The 15675-nt window shown below is 48.1% G+C and carries 16 protein-coding genes; 4 read left to right on the top strand and 12 right to left on the bottom strand.

From position 1 onward, the window contains the following. Positions 1 to 5 precede the first annotated feature (5 nt). Together IYN85_RS09015 and IYN85_RS09020 are read left to right on the top strand one after the other, a co-directional pair. Complete coding sequence (locus IYN85_RS09015) at positions 6 to 950, top strand: hypothetical protein (RefSeq protein WP_196158571.1); 945 nt, start codon at positions 6 to 8, stop codon at positions 948 to 950. A gap of 84 nt (positions 951 to 1034) precedes the next feature. Then, positions 1035 to 1199, top strand: a complete 165-nt coding sequence (locus tag IYN85_RS09020) for a hypothetical protein (protein ID WP_196158572.1) — start codon at positions 1035 to 1037, stop codon at positions 1197 to 1199. On the opposite strand, the gene IYN85_RS09025 is transcribed toward IYN85_RS09020, so the two are convergent. The 6 genes from IYN85_RS09025 to IYN85_RS09050 form a co-directional block, all read right to left on the bottom strand. Then, positions 1188 to 1970, bottom strand: coding sequence for a M48 family metallopeptidase (locus IYN85_RS09025; RefSeq protein WP_196158573.1), 783 nt, complete (start codon positions 1968 to 1970; stop codon positions 1188 to 1190). The two genes, IYN85_RS09020 and IYN85_RS09025, sit on opposite strands and share 12 nt — an antisense overlap. Further along, positions 1967 to 2419 carry a YbjQ family protein gene (locus tag IYN85_RS09030; RefSeq protein ID WP_196158574.1) on the bottom strand — a complete coding sequence of 151 codons (453 nt, stop codon included), beginning with the start codon at positions 2417 to 2419 and terminating at the stop codon, positions 1967 to 1969. The genes IYN85_RS09025 and IYN85_RS09030 overlap by 4 nt, the downstream gene beginning before the upstream one ends. 3 nt (positions 2420 to 2422) lie before the next feature. Continuing rightward, entirely contained in the window at positions 2423 to 2737 is a 315-nt protein-coding gene (locus tag IYN85_RS09035; protein ID WP_196158575.1) for a YbjQ family protein, read from the bottom strand. Positions 2738 to 2864: 127 nt separating this feature from the next. Continuing rightward, positions 2865 to 3479, bottom strand: coding sequence for a hypothetical protein (locus IYN85_RS09040; protein WP_196158576.1), 615 nt, complete (start codon positions 3477 to 3479; stop codon positions 2865 to 2867). Between the two features lie 49 nt (positions 3480 to 3528). Continuing rightward, on the bottom strand, positions 3529 to 4572 hold the full coding sequence (locus IYN85_RS09045; RefSeq protein ID WP_196158577.1) for an MBL fold metallo-hydrolase: 1044 nt from the start codon (positions 4570 to 4572) through the stop codon (positions 3529 to 3531). Positions 4573 to 4633: 61 nt separating this feature from the next. Further along, positions 4634 to 6412, bottom strand: a complete 1779-nt coding sequence (locus tag IYN85_RS09050; protein WP_196158578.1) for an aldehyde dehydrogenase family protein — start codon at positions 6410 to 6412, stop codon at positions 4634 to 4636. Positions 6413 to 7037: 625 nt separating this feature from the next. Here IYN85_RS09050 and IYN85_RS09055 point away from each other — a divergent pair. Further along, positions 7038 to 8246 (top strand): hypothetical protein, encoded by a 1209-nt coding sequence (locus IYN85_RS09055; protein ID WP_196158579.1) that lies wholly within the window; start codon positions 7038 to 7040, stop codon positions 8244 to 8246. Positions 8247 to 8258: 12 nt separating this feature from the next. Continuing rightward, positions 8259 to 9275 carry a hypothetical protein gene (locus IYN85_RS09060; RefSeq protein ID WP_196158580.1) on the top strand — a complete coding sequence of 339 codons (1017 nt, stop codon included), beginning with the start codon at positions 8259 to 8261 and terminating at the stop codon, positions 9273 to 9275. Between the two features lie 162 nt (positions 9276 to 9437). Here the strand turns inward: IYN85_RS09060 and IYN85_RS09065 are convergent, their stop codons facing one another. The 6 genes from IYN85_RS09065 to IYN85_RS09090 form a co-directional block, all read right to left on the bottom strand. After that, positions 9438 to 9779: a HopJ type III effector protein gene (locus tag IYN85_RS09065; RefSeq protein WP_196158581.1), complete on the bottom strand. Its 342-nt coding sequence runs from the start codon at positions 9777 to 9779 to the stop codon at positions 9438 to 9440. Between the two features lie 101 nt (positions 9780 to 9880). Continuing rightward, entirely contained in the window at positions 9881 to 10555 is a 675-nt protein-coding gene (locus tag IYN85_RS09070) for a transporter substrate-binding domain-containing protein (RefSeq protein WP_196158582.1), read from the bottom strand. 179 nt (positions 10556 to 10734) lie between these two features. Then, entirely contained in the window at positions 10735 to 11616 is an 882-nt protein-coding gene (locus IYN85_RS09075) for a cytochrome c (protein ID WP_196158583.1), read from the bottom strand. Positions 11617 to 11737: 121 nt separating this feature from the next. Further along, positions 11738 to 12661, bottom strand: a complete 924-nt coding sequence (locus tag IYN85_RS09080) for an SPOR domain-containing protein (RefSeq protein WP_196158584.1) — start codon at positions 12659 to 12661, stop codon at positions 11738 to 11740. 141 nt (positions 12662 to 12802) lie between these two features. Further along, the gene (gene aroE / locus IYN85_RS09085) at positions 12803 to 13615 is read right to left on the bottom strand and encodes a shikimate dehydrogenase (protein ID WP_196158585.1); all 813 of its coding nucleotides are present in this window, start codon (positions 13613 to 13615) and stop codon (positions 12803 to 12805) included. 303 nt (positions 13616 to 13918) lie between these two features. Then, positions 13919 to 15577 carry a bifunctional diguanylate cyclase/phosphodiesterase gene (locus tag IYN85_RS09090; RefSeq protein WP_196158586.1) on the bottom strand — a complete coding sequence of 553 codons (1659 nt, stop codon included), beginning with the start codon at positions 15575 to 15577 and terminating at the stop codon, positions 13919 to 13921. Positions 15578 to 15675: the final 98 nt, after the last annotated feature.

The raw sequence follows: 15675 nt of genomic DNA on the forward strand, positions 1-15675 counted from the left end.
TGAATATGGAACAGGAACAATTAGCCGACATACTGGCCTGCCTGGATCAGAAAAAATGGATTGTTAACTTCTATGAAGATTGCTATGCCGTTTTTGTGCTGCATCACTGGTTGATGAATCGCGGCGGCACAGTACCGGTGCGGAGCATTAAAACATCACCATTGGCGAAACTACTGAGTAAGCCGATACTGAAACAGCTAACGGCTAAGGCTCAGGACATTTCAACGGATATGTTGGAGCAAGTTTGGTCGACTCAATGCGAACCCCTGGTCATCACCTTAGGGAAATGGGGACAAGGACGAAACGGGTATGGTTTTTCAGACCAGACCTCGCGGCCGGGAACGAACCTCGTCCTGCAGGTTAACCTGAGCAACCAATGGAATCGTTCACTACAACGTGCGTTATCGATGGATGCCAATGAATGTTTTGATTGTGGCCACCCGATCAACACCGAACGCGCCTGCACATTGGGATGGGTTCGGCTGGACTTGGATTTCACGACTAATGAGGTCTTGATTGAAGAAGTACAGTCCGATTTCGTCCGCTGGATTAAGACGCTGCATGGACGTGCGGAACAGGCATGGAAAGAGCGGGAGGCTCAATTCAGATACCGGGGCCGATTATTCAACACGGCTTCGGTACGAGATGGCTTGCGGGGTTTTAACTCGATGGTATTTGCTCAGTGGCAAGAAGCGCTGCTTTGGACGGCGCTGTGGTTCTGTAAAAAAGAATTAGGTATGGAAAATATTTTTTATCATACCTATGAGACGGGTGCGATGTTGAAATCAATTGGCTTCCGCAAGCCACCCAAGTCACTCTACAGTAGCTTGCCTAAGAAATTTTGTTTCGAACTGACGGAAACGATCCCGCGGTTTTTAGCCAGCGATCGTCGAGCAAAACGTCGATTGAAAGCTCACAAAGAAGTCGCTTTCTATAAATGGGTTGCGTAGCCCGCCACAATTAACACGAAGAACGACCCCGGAGCCTGTCAGTCGTCTCTCGAAATTTACACCAGGCAAAAGAAGAGAAAAATCATGAAAACGAAACAGAAAAAACGAAACGGCCATGCGTTTCATCCCATCATGAAAAAAGGTGGCGTACATGAAACGGCAAAATCTGCTGAGCGCCGAAAGACAAAGGATGAAACGAAAAGACTGGCTAGGGAGTGGCTTCGCCACTCCGGTTTTTCACTGGCTTAAGCGGTTACGAATAGCCTCAATACGCGCATCCGGCAACGGATGACTGGATAAGAACTCCGGTGCATCGTTATCATCCTGAGCAAACCAAACAAACAATTCATCCGCTCCGGTTAAGTCATCATAAAGCGAGGCCAACGCATCCAACGCCATAGCATCGGCGACCCTCTCCTGTTCGCGACTGTAAGTCAGAAACATCAATTGATTGCCCATATCGATTATGCCATTCATCTGACCAAAGTCACCATTGCCGGTAATCAGTGCCACCACCAATTGCACACCCACAGCACCCGCCAACGACTGAATCGGGTCACGGTTCAGAATATGCGCCGCTTCATGGGCCAACACCATATCCAAGCCAATATCCGTCTGAAGGATATCCATTAACCCACGGAACACGAATATGTGACCGCCAATGGTCGCAAATGCATTAACCAAATCATCATCCACATAGTGAACCTGTAAGGGCACTTTGCCATCATATTCCATAGCCTGGAGGATGTGATCCAACCGCGCTTGTAACATCATGGATTGTTCGGATGTGTCCTCAAATTGCTGTGCAATAGAATCGGAAATGCGCATCTCCCAAGACAGAGGGATAAATTTCGCTCCCCAGCTCAGAGATTGCCACAATACGAGGCTGACAATAACCAACGCCACCGCAATACCGGTCGTCAGTAATAACAACTCTTTAAACGGGTTCTCGCGTACGGCGTTTATCCCTTCCGGGATAACCGGGTTCTGCGATGGCATGGGTTCCTGATCGTCTGTCATTTGCCGACAATCGCCGTGCCATAAGCCAACACTTCGATACTGCCCACACGGTCTTTTTGCCCTTTGGATATCGAGCTGGTTTCAAACTTGATGTTGTAGACGCTGCTGGCATTCATGTCACTGGCCTGTTTCTGCATGCGCAATATCGCTTCGCGCCTGGCTCGGTCCAACAGGCTCTCATAACTGTTCAGACGCCCGCCAACCAACATTCGCAACGACGCCAGAAAACGTTTGAAGTAATCGACAGAAATGACCACACTGCCGCTGACTAACTGAGTGTGTTCTACGTGACTGACGCGCGGCAAGCGCAATGCCATTAATACCACGTTACGATACTGTTCTTCGCGCTGCAGGATCGACTTGTAGTGTTTGCGCTCGGCGTACGAGCCGAATAGATAGCCCGCAATCATCAAAACCAGAAAACTGATTAGACCAATAAAGTTTTCCATGGCTTACTCCACGACAACCGCGGTTCCATAGACAAAAATCTCAGACGCGCCCTGCGCAACGGACGAGGTAGAAAATCGCACATTGATAATGGCGTTGCCTCCAATCGCTTCGGCTTGTTTCTGCATCCGCTCGATCGCTTCTGTTCGCGAATCTTCAAGCAATTCTGTGTAACCCTTAAGCTCCCCACCAAAGACGTTTTTCAGCCCAGCCATGATGTCACGACCAACATGTTTGGCCCTTACCGTACTGCCCTGGACCAAACCCAAGTGCTTGAGGATTTTCTTGCCGGGGACTAACTCCAGATTGCTGATCAACATAGTTACTTCCTATCAGTGATTCGAACGAGGGATATACATATACCGTTCACAACAGCAAAGGTAAACCTGCCATAAGACCTAAAATAGCCTTTACTGCCTTTGGTCATGAATTTCGGGGCAAGTGGATTTACAAGGTCATCATCAAAAAGCCTGAAAATGCCGCATTGCTGCTGGACAACTGGGCGTCAACCTTCGCCTTCAATTCGTGAATGGCCTGTTTATACCCCAGATAAAACGACCAATTTGGCCTTGGGGTATAATGCAGGTCAGACAGTTCGTATTTGGCGATCACGCCTTTCACAGTTGTCGGTTTAATAAATACTGCATCAGTCGGTGCATAGTAGGCCGGAATAATCGTCAGCAGCGGCCACTTCGCGACTTTGTGGTACGCCAGTACCTCAAGAATTTGATTAAAACCCGCCTCTTCATCGCCATGTAATTGCGCATACAGCCCTGATATCAGCGACTGTTTTTGTTTTGAAGAGAGCGACTGCAAACAAGTTTTAAAGGTCGGCTTTTCAAAGACAGACACCATCGAGCTGCGACTGACGATACGAATCCAGTTTTCGATTACCGCATCGAGATTATCAAACTGATCGCGAGCAAAGGCGGCTTGTGTCATCTCGATCATCTTGGACATCTTATGCTTTTTACCCAGTTCTACGAGATCGGGATGTTCAAAGCCCCCAGGGTAACGACACAAAAAATCAATCTCAGCGATTAACAGCTGCTCAACATTCATGGATAACTCCTAGCCTGGTACTCCTCGTTCACTAGTACAGTAAATAGCACTACTGCAGTTCCTGCCAGCGCAGCATGCCGCCACTGATATTGGCTACGCGATCAAAGCCAGCTTTCTGCAGAATGGCGACGGCCATGGCGGAACGCCGGCCCGACCGGCACAAACAGACCACAGGCTTGTCTTGCGGAACGGATTCCGTGGCACCTCGTAATTGACCCAATGGGATGACCTGGGTGTCTGTCAGACGATCAACCGGCGATTCCAACTCATTGGTTTCACGAACGTCCAGCACATGTACCTGATCGCGATGACTGATTACCCACTCGGCGTCCACTTCCGGGACCCCTGAAAAAGTGTAATGTATTGGTGCCCAGTCGGGCTCAGTTTTCACTTCGCCATCGGCGGGCTTACCACTTTTCAGGTTGGCGGGTACGGCATGATCCATCAATTTTGGATGCGGAAGCTGCATATTGTCCATATAGCCAACAAAGTCCTGTTCAGACGCACTACCGCCCACTCGCGCGTTGAATGCTTTTTCTTCCGCAACCGTGGTTTGTGTACGTCCGCTGTAATCGTGCCCAGGATATATAGCGCATTGATCCGGCAGTGTGAGTAATTTCGTGGTCAGCGAATGAAAAAGGGTTTTCGCGCTGCCCTGCTGGAAATCGCAACGACCACAACCACGAATCAACAGGGCGTCGCCGGTGAACGCCATGGATTGGTCGGCGGTCACGTAGGTCAGACAACCATCGGTGTGACCGGGTGTTGCCAATACGGTCAGGCTTTCATCGCCGAAGGCAATGACATCATCCTCCTGTAAACTGCGGTCGACATCACTGGCCCCGATAGCTTTGGCACTGGCGATGGCACATCCGGTTTTTTGCTTCAATAACCACGCGGCTGTCACGTGGTCCGCGTGACAGTGAGTATCCAGGACCAGTTGCAGTTTGAGACCCAACTCCTGAACCAGCGCAATGTCGCGTTGCACCTGCTCAAATACGGGATCGATCAAAATCGCCTCACGGGTACGTGAACAGGCCAGTAAGTAGGTATAGGTAGATGAGGTTAAATCAAATAATTGCCGAAAAATCATCTTAGCTCCTTTTCGTACAACAGCCCGACTATGGCCGGGCGTCAAGGAAGACTATAGACGATTACGCCAGCTTACGGACGTCTTTTTCCGCATGAGTAACCGCTGGAGTAGCGTGGGCAATACGCTTGGTATTCTGCAGATGGCGATAAGTAACGTTGTCACTGGTGGAACTGCCGCCGGCGGTGCCGCAGCCTAACGTCCACGATAGCGCCAGCCCATTGCAAGCGCCGATGCACCCTTGAGTGCCAGGCGAATTCACCAACACCCGGCAAACGTCGGCAGCCTGTGCAAATGCTTCGATCCTTCGTTGATCATGGGTATGAATAATAGCGGTGTGACCTCTACCCTCATTCGACAGCACTGCACGCGTCACCGATAGCGCCTGTTGCTCGCCACGCACGGTGACCATGGAAACAATCGGGGCTAACTTTTCTCGGAACAAGGCTGAATCCAGTTGTTGAGTGGACTGCGGAACCACGATTAATTCGATCGTCGATGATCGACTAATACCAGCCGCCTGACAAATAGCCTGCGCGCTCTTGCCCAACCATTGCTCATCCAGATGGCCATCAGCAAAGGCCACGTTGAGCAGTCGCAACGTTTCTTTGGCATTCAAGACGGCAGCGCCAGCATCAACCAGTGCCGAGATAAACGGTTGTTCGATGTCATGATCGACAATCAAGTTGTTCTCCGAACCGCAAACGACCCCATTATCAAAAGCCTTACTGGTGACAATGTGTTCGGCAACCTGCTGCAAGTGCGCATCGTGACAAACCCACACCGGCGCGTTGCCCTTGCCGACTCCGATGCTTGGTGTTCCAGACCGGTAAGCGCTGCGAACCATATTTGTGCCACCAGTGGCGAGAATGAAACTGATGTCTGGGTGCGACATCAACAGATTCGTCAACTCACGTTTTGGTGGTAGATCGGGGGTCTGTACGAGATCTGGGCTGGCCTCATGTTTAGCCAAAACTTCCCGAATAATTTTAACGGTGCGTAAACTAACTTGACGGGCTTTGCGGTGACAGCTCAGTACAATTGCGTTACGCGATTTCAATGCAATCAGCACTTTAAATACTAAAGTTTCAACCGGATTGGTGACAGGAATCAGACCGAGAATCACACCCATTGGCACCGTTATAGTATCTACATTCGGAGACTCAATCGCTAAAGCGCCAGACCCCGGCTGCCCTTGTAAAGAAGCCGCGACTTCCATGGTTCCCAACAGAATTTTTTGCACTCGATGTGCAACCACCCCCATGCCCGTTTCAGCGATCGCGGCATCGGCGAGTTCCCATGCCTGACGATTAACTGCGTCGGCAATATCTGCAATTAACAGATCAATCCGGTCTTCTGGCCAACTCAGCAAGCTGTTCTGTGCAATGACGGACCGCTTCACAATCGCATCAACAACCGGACTGCTTTGTTGCTGTTCATTAAAGGAGCGTGCCGGATTGTGATTTATCGAAACCAACGAATGTTGCAACAATAGGATATAGGAGGGTGACTCTGTATGTGTACCGCTGGCCAGAGTTTGTTGAATGTCAGAAGATAAAAGACACACTTTGCAATCGGTTCGTGCCCGAATGGACACCTGAGAACCAACAACCGATGCCATATTGAAGCCGACTAACTGACCAGCACAATACTGATGCAGAACTGTATAGGTTTGTAATTCATCATCGACCATAAACGTTTCAACGGTACCGTCCAGCACAAGAAATACACCTCGGTGCGCACCACCTTCACGAAATAAAATGCCGCCTGCGGGAACAAACTCAATTTGCCCAAGTTTGGAAAGAGATTCCATCGCGGTATCGATGCTACTCGGATTCAACATTCAGCCCTCTGATTACACCAAAAAAAAATGATACCGTACGTCATGAAAATTACGTTTCTGATATCGTTATAATGCATTTTGGTTACTGCATTTTCTCTTGCTTGTTAACCCGATCTCCAATGCGTCGCTCGACTGTTCTGCCAATAAAAATGCTCTATCTGTTCAATTTTGAATTTACCGGAATAAAAATGCGCCAATTCGGTGCGCTACATTTTTATTCAGAATAAAAAACAGTTTGTACCGTTTTAAAAATATTAATTACTTTTTTAACGCAGACTATCACTAAAAATTATAACCAACATCGGTGATTGGCTGACTTAATCTTCGTTGTTCATCGCAAAAATTCTGTGACGTGTATCTAACGAATTTTTCAGCTGGTTCACGGTTCTAAAATCTGAGAATCAAATCCGATATTTTTTGTGACGCACATCTATAAAATTAAAATTAATATTTGCTGGATACAGAATTCAGTCAATACTTACGCTGACTAACCAATTTGATGAGCTCTGAATTGATTCGCGTCTATAGAAAATTGGCTTACAAATAGTTACTGTTTCTGGTGAAGGGCCCGCGCGGACGCGGGTGTGATCGCCAATCCGTTTCGTCAGGTTGTAGGTAAGAAGCAATGGACAGTTTAAAAACCCAAGATTTAGCGCAAATACTCGGCCTCTATTCTCCCTGGATCGTCAAAGACATAGAACTGGCCGCCGACGCTGAATCGATAACCATTTCACTGGAAAAACAATCCGAAAAGGGACGCTTTTCGTTTTTACCTGCCAGTAAAAAAGGTCAACAGGTAACTCGCCGCTGGCAACATATCCGCTTCGGACATTTCAATACGTTCATCCAAGCCAGTATGTCACTTGAAGAATTGGCCGAGATCTCCAGCGATCGCCCTCCAGCATTTTTGGGCTCTGAGAATAAAACTATTACCCGAGAACTTGCCGACACTATTCGCATCGCTTATTCCAGAAACCTGAATACCGATATGATCAGCGGGTTGTTGGGTATTTCACATGAAATTGTAGATGCGGAAATTCGAGAGATCGAAACCGAAGAACAACAGAAACGCAATGTTGGCCTGCTACCATTAGAGTCTAACCCGGTCTGGCGCGGTGTGCTAACCGACCAAATCAAGATGTCGACTCGTTTATTGCCGTTAAAATTATTGCTTTCGCGATTGAAATTGGATGTTTCAAAAAACATGGAGAGCCCGGATATAATGCAAAAGTCCGTCTCCGAGTTGCGAAACTTTTTTATTCGTCACGCGCATCAATTAACGCATGAATACGAGCAAATTGGCGCTCGGGAGAGTGCCAGCCCTCGCAATAACACCAGCAGTAAAACCAAGTTAGTCCTGCCTGGAACCAAAAATGTTTTATGGCATCAGCTGTTAACCGGTGAGTTCGAATTAAGCACACAAAGCATGCCATTGAAATTCAGTATCGCACAGCAGCGACGTGCTTACATGGCCGCGACCAAAGAAGCTGAGCGTATTGAGGTGATCCGTAATATCCAATTGTTTTTCAAACACAACGCAAGAACCCTGATCCCAGAACTCAAGATTCTCACGGAAATGCTTGAGACGCAGAAAACCAGCAGTGTTCAGCTACCACCTGTCAGTCATGACATCTGGAAAAAGCTGTTGCTGGATGATCAACTGCTCAATACCGACAAGATCAATTACCGCCTTTTATTGTCGCGCCTGAAAAGCACCTATCGGCGTAACCACGATGAAGGAAGCATTGAACAATTGCGTAATTTCTTCAGTCAGAATGCTCGTGCCATGACCGATGAAATAAAAGTCATTAACAGTCTCGCTGCAGCCCAATAATCAGGATTTTTTATGTCAAACAAACAAGTCATCTCCATTGATAGCGAAATGCTCGACCTGAATACCGTGAAAGCAAAGATCCAGGCCGGTGAATACTTGGCAATTGCAGCTGATGAAGCAGTTCTGTCTCAGTTGCCTGCAGGCAATTGGATAGGCGGTACCATTCCTTATTTTATGGATGATAAGGGTGGTAAGGTCAGCCGAGACGAAATTTTTGTTCACTCGATCAAAGGGGTGCAGACGAATAACCCGCCGCGGATCACCATATACGACAATAATTCGATATCACGCATCGCCAAAGACGCGCCCGCCCATGGCTTTACGTTATTGATTATGCCGGCCTCTTCGGATGTGCATCTGAACTATGCGCAAAACGCGCCTGAGTTCCCTAACATGTTTTTCACGCCGATTGTCGGTTGGATTTCTGGGTACCATCTGGAAGATGAAGCGCATGCGAAAGTCGGTTTCGGTCCTGGTGGCAGCATGCTCATGGATCAGCAAGCGGTTGCACTGCACGTTCCGCTACCGGATACACAGGTGGCCAACGTCAATATCATCAATCTGTTTGAAGAAGGCAAAGGTCCTGCGATTGAGTTTCCAACCACCGGCTTCACGGCAGGCACCTGTTCAATAAATGGTCAGGCTGGCAATCTCGCGCAGTATATTCAGGAAAATAACATCGACACACGCTTACCGTTGGTCGCTGACTATTCCGGAATTAAAGTGAACGTCAGTATTCAGAATGTCGACGCTGCGGCAGGACGAGTCGATCTGTATGCGCCAGTGTTTGAAGGTGTGACGTATCACTTCGCAGAACCAGTCGCGGATTATATGCACGATTTTGAAAACGAAGTGAAGAAAAACGACACCAACAACATTGCCTTTTCGTGCAACTGTATTCTGAATTTTCTTTACTCTGAATTGGAAGGCAAGAAGACCGGTCACATTACAGGGCCGATCACCTTTGGAGAAGTCGCGTATCAATTGCTGAACCAAACGTTAGTTTATATGACGCTGAGTGAAGGTTAAGTCAAACCTTCTTCTGAACATTTGATCGGCGATAGCAGCAGATGGTGTCGCCGTTTTCGTTAAGACTACTCAACTAACGTTTTTTCGTAACGCCTCATCACAATGAATCCGCTTTGCGTCAAACCATACTTAGTCTGTGCGTTTCTATCGAAGACACCGAAACTACTTTTTCTTCAACGGCGGCTTTGCAAAGCTGACCCCCATCCAACCGCGGGCCATAAACTGACGGATATTGGCATGGTCAGTACCATTTGGGTCGGCCAGCACGTCTCGGTAATGTTCGCCAAATAAAGCGAGGGTGTGCCCTTCCGACATGCCTGCTTTATGGGCAAAACAAAGTACCTTACAGGAGCCCTGATTTTCGGTTTCACTATTGCGCAATTCACCGTTAACAAATGCAGAAGGGGTAAAGTCAAATTCAGAATCGATGGCAGAGAGGACATCGGCAAACATAAGGGATTCAGGGTGCTGATACACAGCAGCCATTAGTTCTTTTAACGTCATAGTATTTACTCAGATCTTGATGCGACCTATTGGGCCTGAGTTTCGCATTCTTGTCAAAATTGACTAGGCCAGCCTACTTATTAACCACTTAACAGCTATGTCTAATTTACCGTTTTGCAGTGTTGAATAGCTTCGTTCAGGTTCGCCAGTATACTCAGCTTCTCAGGTGCGTTTTGGGATACATAGAACACAAGGCGGACGTCTGGCAAAGTAACAATATTTAGGGTGTCAAAGGAAGTCTGTTCGTCTTGGACTAACATCAGTCTGGGTAACAGCGCGGCATCAACGCGTTCATTCTCCACCATGAGAATCCCCTGATTGTAGCGGTTAACCGGCGAAACAGAGGCGCCGACGGACAGCAGAATTTCATGAAAAACCGAGCCCTGAACCGTTGCAACTGTCCTGCCCTTCAGTTTACGGACGTCATCCAACATAGGATCTTTGGTCACAAAGGCGGGCTCAATGACGGCGACAGCATCACTGGCAAGCGCCCAGTCACTGCGAGCTGGGGACTCGACGAGAGGAAAGATTACGTCACTGTTTTCTTGGTCAATCATCGCCACAGCACGGGCGAACGGGACGACATCCACGAAGTATTGATAGTCAGCTTTTTGCAGCACACATTGAAAACTATCGCCTATCTCGCCTTTTGCCTTTGCGCCTTCGAAGTAGAACGCGCTTGTCGATATTTCGCTGCCCACAATACGTACGTCAGCCGCATCAACCCGAAAGGCCAACATGCAATTTAACAAAATGACAATACCGAACCGAGTCATTCAGACACCTAAATATTCACGTGATCACACTATAGTGTATTGATGGAATCGCGTCGGCTGGTTGAGAGCTATTCCCATTGGGGATGTCAATTATTTAGACGCAGTTCACGTTTTCAAAGCTATAGGAGGCGCCCAGTCTGGCTTCGAAAAAAGAAAGCGGACCGGGTTCCACGAAATGGCTAACGCAAGGAAAACAGGTATTCAGCGATGGCCCGACGGTCAGATTCCGGCATGCGACTGGTGCCGTGTTCGATCACTTCCACCATGGACCCGCCGACGAAATCACCATCCGGCAACATACCATCGGCCAGAAAATACACCAGGTCCTCTTCGGTCCAGTCCATGCGTTCCAGCGCGGCACCGACGATAGAGGGAGCGCTTAACCCGCCCGGTATATCACGGCTTCCGCCTAGATAGGGGGCAATAAAAGCGCCCAAGGAATTTCGTGGGTTATGGCACTCGCCGCAATGACCGACGACATCCACCAAATATCGTCCTCGCCCGATTGCTGTTGATTGATCAATATTCAATGACTGAGTCGACGCAAATAACCAACGCCAGGGCTTTAAACCCAAGCGAATATTATAGGGAAAGGCGAGTTGATGAGACGGTGCTGGCTGATCAACCGCTGTAGTTTTTTGTAAAGCTGCAAAAAGATCAGCGACATCCTGATCTGAAAGACTTCGATAACTTAAGAACGGAAATGCCGGGTAGTAGGACTGCCCTTGTCGATTACGCCCCTGACGCAACGCTGCCTCAAACTCAGCTAACGACCAATTGCCGATACCCGCCGTCTTGCTGGCGGTGATATTGGGCGCGTAAAAGTCACCGAACGGAGTGTCCAACCTGGGACCGCCAGCGAAGGCCAACGCGGCATCTTCCGTGGTATCTGTATGACAGGCAAAACAACCGGCGGTATTCAGGAGCGTTTGTCCTCGCGCAACATCACCAATCTGTTCTATCGCGGGGCGTTGCTCACCAACAGGTGTAAAAACGACCGCTAGAAATATTGCGACGATTGCCGTGTCAATGGCGATAAACCATTTTAACCATGGTCTCATATTGCTCTCCAATTCCGCTTCTTATTTACCGGCGGATTCCTAATGCATTCCAACTCAGGCCAATTTATTAAAATTGCCCGGAATTAAGGACCGGTTCTGATTTTTTTGAATAATACCCTTCTCAGGGCGCATCAGCGTTGTATAAAAAATTATCCAGCCCCTGAGATTTCAGCAGACCAGAGACCTCTTGAGCTTCAATGGGTAACCATGGTCCGAGTAAGACCCGATACCCCTGTTTGGTGGCATCGTACCAAGTCACTAATTGCGATTGATAGTCGCGTAACCGTAAATCTGACGACATCTGCTGCACTGAGGTTTCTAAGGTAAACAATCCCAGATGCAAATACCAACCTGGTGCTAACATCTGTGCTGTCTTTTTACTGCCCATAGACATCTCAGGCGACTCTTCAATTACCGCTGCAGAGCGGGTGTCATGGGTTTCCGCAATCTTTTGTTTCGTCGACGAGTCAGCTCGCGGACTCACTAATGGAATTTGACCTGAGCGAGATTCTTCTGCTCCGGCGAAAGATGTGTTGTCTAATACAACGGGTTGGTTGACTAAGGAGGTGATTGGTCGTTGACCGGGCACATAAACAGCGCCCAATGGGTCTGCCGTTTTGACTCGCGCATCCAACGATTGAAAACGCATTAACCAGAAACGCAGTCCAAATCTCAGCTGAAAATCAGCACTGCCTGGTTGCCATTGAGTTTCTGCCACCAAACTCAGAGGTTCTAATAGATTGCGTTGAAAACCAACTCCCAGCCAAGCGGTCAGTCTGTTATTGGGTAGTTGCCATTGCACACTCGCGGTCGGATACCACTGAGTGTTCAATTCGGAGCTGTAAATCAGGCGACTATCTAAGCGGATTCGATAGGCGCGCTGCGATTCAGCACCGGGTTCTGTTAAATCCATACCGGCAGCAAAAACCGTCCTCTGGCCCAGTGTACCCGCCAATTCAACGCCATAGCCAGGGTTCAAAACATTTAGTGGTGAAGACACAACAAACGCAGAAAAATGTTCGTCGTGTGCCCAAACAACAGACATCAGGCACATCACCAACACAAGTCGCCGCACATTAAACCCCTACTCACATTCTCCAGACCCAAACCGCCAACCACGCCGAGGTGGTTGGCTCGTTTTTTATAAGCATTGAGCTGAGAATAGCAGGTTAATGACTGGGCCGTTTCAGTCTTTCAAGGACTGACGGATCTGCTCTATGACCGGTTGAGTTTCTGGTCGCACACCACGCCAGATCGAAAAGCTCTCGGCGGCCTGGTTCACCAACATGCCCAGCCCGTCGGCACAATGAACGGCACCCTGTTTTTTCGCCCAAACCATAAACGCTGTCGGTTCTTTCCCGTACATCATGTCATAACATTTGCTGCCAGCATTAATCGTCCCCGGCGGCAGCGGTGGTACCTGGCCTGACAAACTTGCGGAAGTTCCATTGATGACAATGTCGAACTGACCGGTTAAGTCTTCAAAGGTTGAGGGCGTCAGCTCTGGAAAGTCATCGGCTAGCTCTTCTACCTTTTTCAGAGTTCGATTTGCTAAAACTAAGCTGGCGGGATTGGCTTCCAATAGCGGTTCCAAAACACCACGGACGGCACCGCCGGCACCGAGAATCAGAATATTTTGACCTTCAATCGGCCATTTCAATTGCTCAGTCAAATCGGCCAGCAACCCGACTCCATCGGTGGTATCACCAAAAATCCGTCCGTCGTCGAGCTTCATCAGTGTATTTATGGCTCTCGCCCGCTTCGCACGCTCGGTCATTTCATCGACAAAATCAAATGCATCGCCCTTAAACGGCACAGTAACATTGAAACCACGAAAGCCCTCTTTGAACAGTTGCCAGACCCGTGTCTCGAAACTGGTAATAGGCAGCTCTATCCCTTCATATTGCAACGACTGTTTGGTTTGCGCGGCAAACAGAGTGTGAATCTGAGGTGACAGACTGTGAGTAATCGGGTGACCAATAACAGCGTAACGATCCATTAAACAACCTTTTCAATAGCGGATAGTGAAAACGATAAAGAGCTTCGTGACATTTGTCTATGCCCTTTCGAATTTCGACAGATTAATCTGGACACTATTCAGCGCCTTTTTTAGGTACATTGAAAAGTATAGACACTCTCAGCAATAATATTTGATCAATTCTCAAATCCGATGACAATCACTTGTCAAAACGAGCAATACCCGAGGCCCTAGCGATAGTTAGAAAAATGATTTTGTACTGGCCGGAACGAAGACAAAAAGGAACGGGAAAGGCAAACAGCGAAGACGCTACAGGTCAGCACCTTACTCTGACAAAGAGCGAACTATTTTAATACGATTTGACTTAGACGCATAATCAACAAACGCAGGCAGGGGCAAGGCTTTGGCAAAATAGTACCCCTGCCCTTGTTCACAGCCCATTTCACGAAGCTGTTCAAGTTGTTCGAGCTGCTCAATACCTTCACCCACCACTTCCAGTTTTAACCGGTGCGCAAAGCTGACAATGGACTCAACAATGGTTTTAGCTGAGCGGTCCAAGTTCATCCGTTGCACAAAGCTTTTATCAATTTTAACAATGGAGATAGGAAATTCCTGCACATGAACTAAGGCGGAATAACCGGTCCCGAAATCATCGAGTGATATTTTCACCCCCAGATTGTTAATTTCGGTGAGCGTTTTCTTAACCAGTTCTGGGTTGCTGAGCACCGCCGTTTCAGTCAGTTCAAATTCCAGTTGCGAGCGTGAGCTTTTCCAGGCACGAATTCGCTTGGGTAAATTCTCACAGAACGTCGGATCCTGCAGCTGTTTAAAACTGAGATTAATCGCAATGTTAAGCCCGGTTAACCCCATCCGTTCCATCAACAGGATGTCTCGTTCAGCCTGCGATAAAATCCAATTACCCAAGGGTAAAATCATGCCGCTGTTTTCTGCGACATAAATAAAATCGGACGGCGGAATAGACCCATAGCGTGGATGATCCCAGCGAATTAATGCTTCCATCCCAACAACCTTGTTGGTTATCAGGTCAACGCGGGGCTGATAGTGCAGTTGGAACTCATTTTCGCGCAGTGCCCTGCGTATTTCTGCGGACATATCCATTTGAAACCACGGTGTTGCCGTACGGTCATACAGAAAGACCTGTTGCTTATATCGTTTCCCGGTTTTCATCGCTTCGTGTGCCTGGGCAATTAATTCTTCGGCGCTGCCAATCGTTTCCGGATACAAAACTGCGCCAATAAACGCGACGACGTCAATTCGCTTACCAAACAATTCAAACCGATGTGTAAAGGATGACCTGACCATATCCAGAGCTTGGCTGAGCTCCTCTTTATCCGACAGAGATTCGACCAATAATAAAAATTCGTCGCCGCCAAGCCGACCAACGCAAAAGCGACCACCCATAATCAGAGCCAAGCGCTGTGCCACCATGCACAACACCTGGTTGGCAAATCCATAGCCATGAATTTCATTCACTTTCTGGAAATCAGCCAGATCCACAGAGCAAACACCAAAGGGACGGCCCGTCGATGACATGTCTTTGATGGCCTGCTCAACCCGAGCGGTAAATCCTTCCGCGTTGTAACACCCCGTCAGTGAGTCATGTGTTGACATACGTTGTATGACTTCGCGGCGGTGAAAAGCGCGCAACAAAACCTGACTGACAGCTTTATAGCTCAACTCGTCCAGCAACAGAACATCATGAATACCCAGTTCCAACAGTGCGCTGAAACGGGGCTCAAGAAACTGAGGTTCTAACGCGACCCAGACCGCTTCATTTTGATTTAGAAGAAAAGAATCTAAGTGAGATTCATCAGCATAAAACATGACAACATCAATATTGTCTGTGTCATTGAAATAGTTGATTTTGGATACACGATGGCCTTGCGATTCCAGCAAGGTTGGTAAATCCGCTACAAAGTCAGATTCTGACAGGAACAGACCAATATGAAGTTTCTCCTGCATATCGACTACTCTGATGATCTCAATGATTATTTATAGTCGGCGAAGAGAAGTTGGATGTAATAATTTGTAAGAAGGATGTGATCAAGTTGGCAAAAAGC

Origin of the sequence: Reinekea sp. G2M2-21 (assembly GCF_015687175.1) — a bacterium.
Taxonomy (GTDB): Bacteria; Pseudomonadota; Gammaproteobacteria; order Pseudomonadales; family Natronospirillaceae; genus Reinekea.

Coding starts and splice junctions, on each gene's coding strand:
- IYN85_RS09015 (WP_196158571.1), top strand. CDS start 6: ATGGAACAGGAACAATTAGCCGACATACTGGCCTGCCTGGATCAGAAA.
- IYN85_RS09020 (WP_196158572.1), top strand. CDS start 1,035: ATGAAAACGAAACAGAAAAAACGAAACGGCCATGCGTTTCATCCCATC.
- IYN85_RS09025 (WP_196158573.1), bottom strand. CDS start 1,970: ATGACAGACGATCAGGAACCCATGCCATCGCAGAACCCGGTTATCCCG.
- IYN85_RS09030 (WP_196158574.1), bottom strand. CDS start 2,419: ATGGAAAACTTTATTGGTCTAATCAGTTTTCTGGTTTTGATGATTGCG.
- IYN85_RS09035 (WP_196158575.1), bottom strand. CDS start 2,737: ATGTTGATCAGCAATCTGGAGTTAGTCCCCGGCAAGAAAATCCTCAAG.
- IYN85_RS09040 (WP_196158576.1), bottom strand. CDS start 3,479: ATGAATGTTGAGCAGCTGTTAATCGCTGAGATTGATTTTTTGTGTCGT.
- IYN85_RS09045 (WP_196158577.1), bottom strand. CDS start 4,572: ATGATTTTTCGGCAATTATTTGATTTAACCTCATCTACCTATACCTAC.
- IYN85_RS09050 (WP_196158578.1), bottom strand. CDS start 6,412: ATGTTGAATCCGAGTAGCATCGATACCGCGATGGAATCTCTTTCCAAA.
- IYN85_RS09055 (WP_196158579.1), top strand. CDS start 7,038: ATGGACAGTTTAAAAACCCAAGATTTAGCGCAAATACTCGGCCTCTAT.
- IYN85_RS09060 (WP_196158580.1), top strand. CDS start 8,259: ATGTCAAACAAACAAGTCATCTCCATTGATAGCGAAATGCTCGACCTG.
- IYN85_RS09065 (WP_196158581.1), bottom strand. CDS start 9,779: ATGACGTTAAAAGAACTAATGGCTGCTGTGTATCAGCACCCTGAATCC.
- IYN85_RS09070 (WP_196158582.1), bottom strand. CDS start 10,555: ATGACTCGGTTCGGTATTGTCATTTTGTTAAATTGCATGTTGGCCTTT.
- IYN85_RS09075 (WP_196158583.1), bottom strand. CDS start 11,616: ATGAGACCATGGTTAAAATGGTTTATCGCCATTGACACGGCAATCGTC.
- IYN85_RS09080 (WP_196158584.1), bottom strand. CDS start 12,661: ATGTCTGTTGTTTGGGCACACGACGAACATTTTTCTGCGTTTGTTGTG.
- aroE (WP_196158585.1), bottom strand. CDS start 13,615: ATGGATCGTTACGCTGTTATTGGTCACCCGATTACTCACAGTCTGTCA.
- IYN85_RS09090 (WP_196158586.1), bottom strand. CDS start 15,577: ATGCAGGAGAAACTTCATATTGGTCTGTTCCTGTCAGAATCTGACTTT.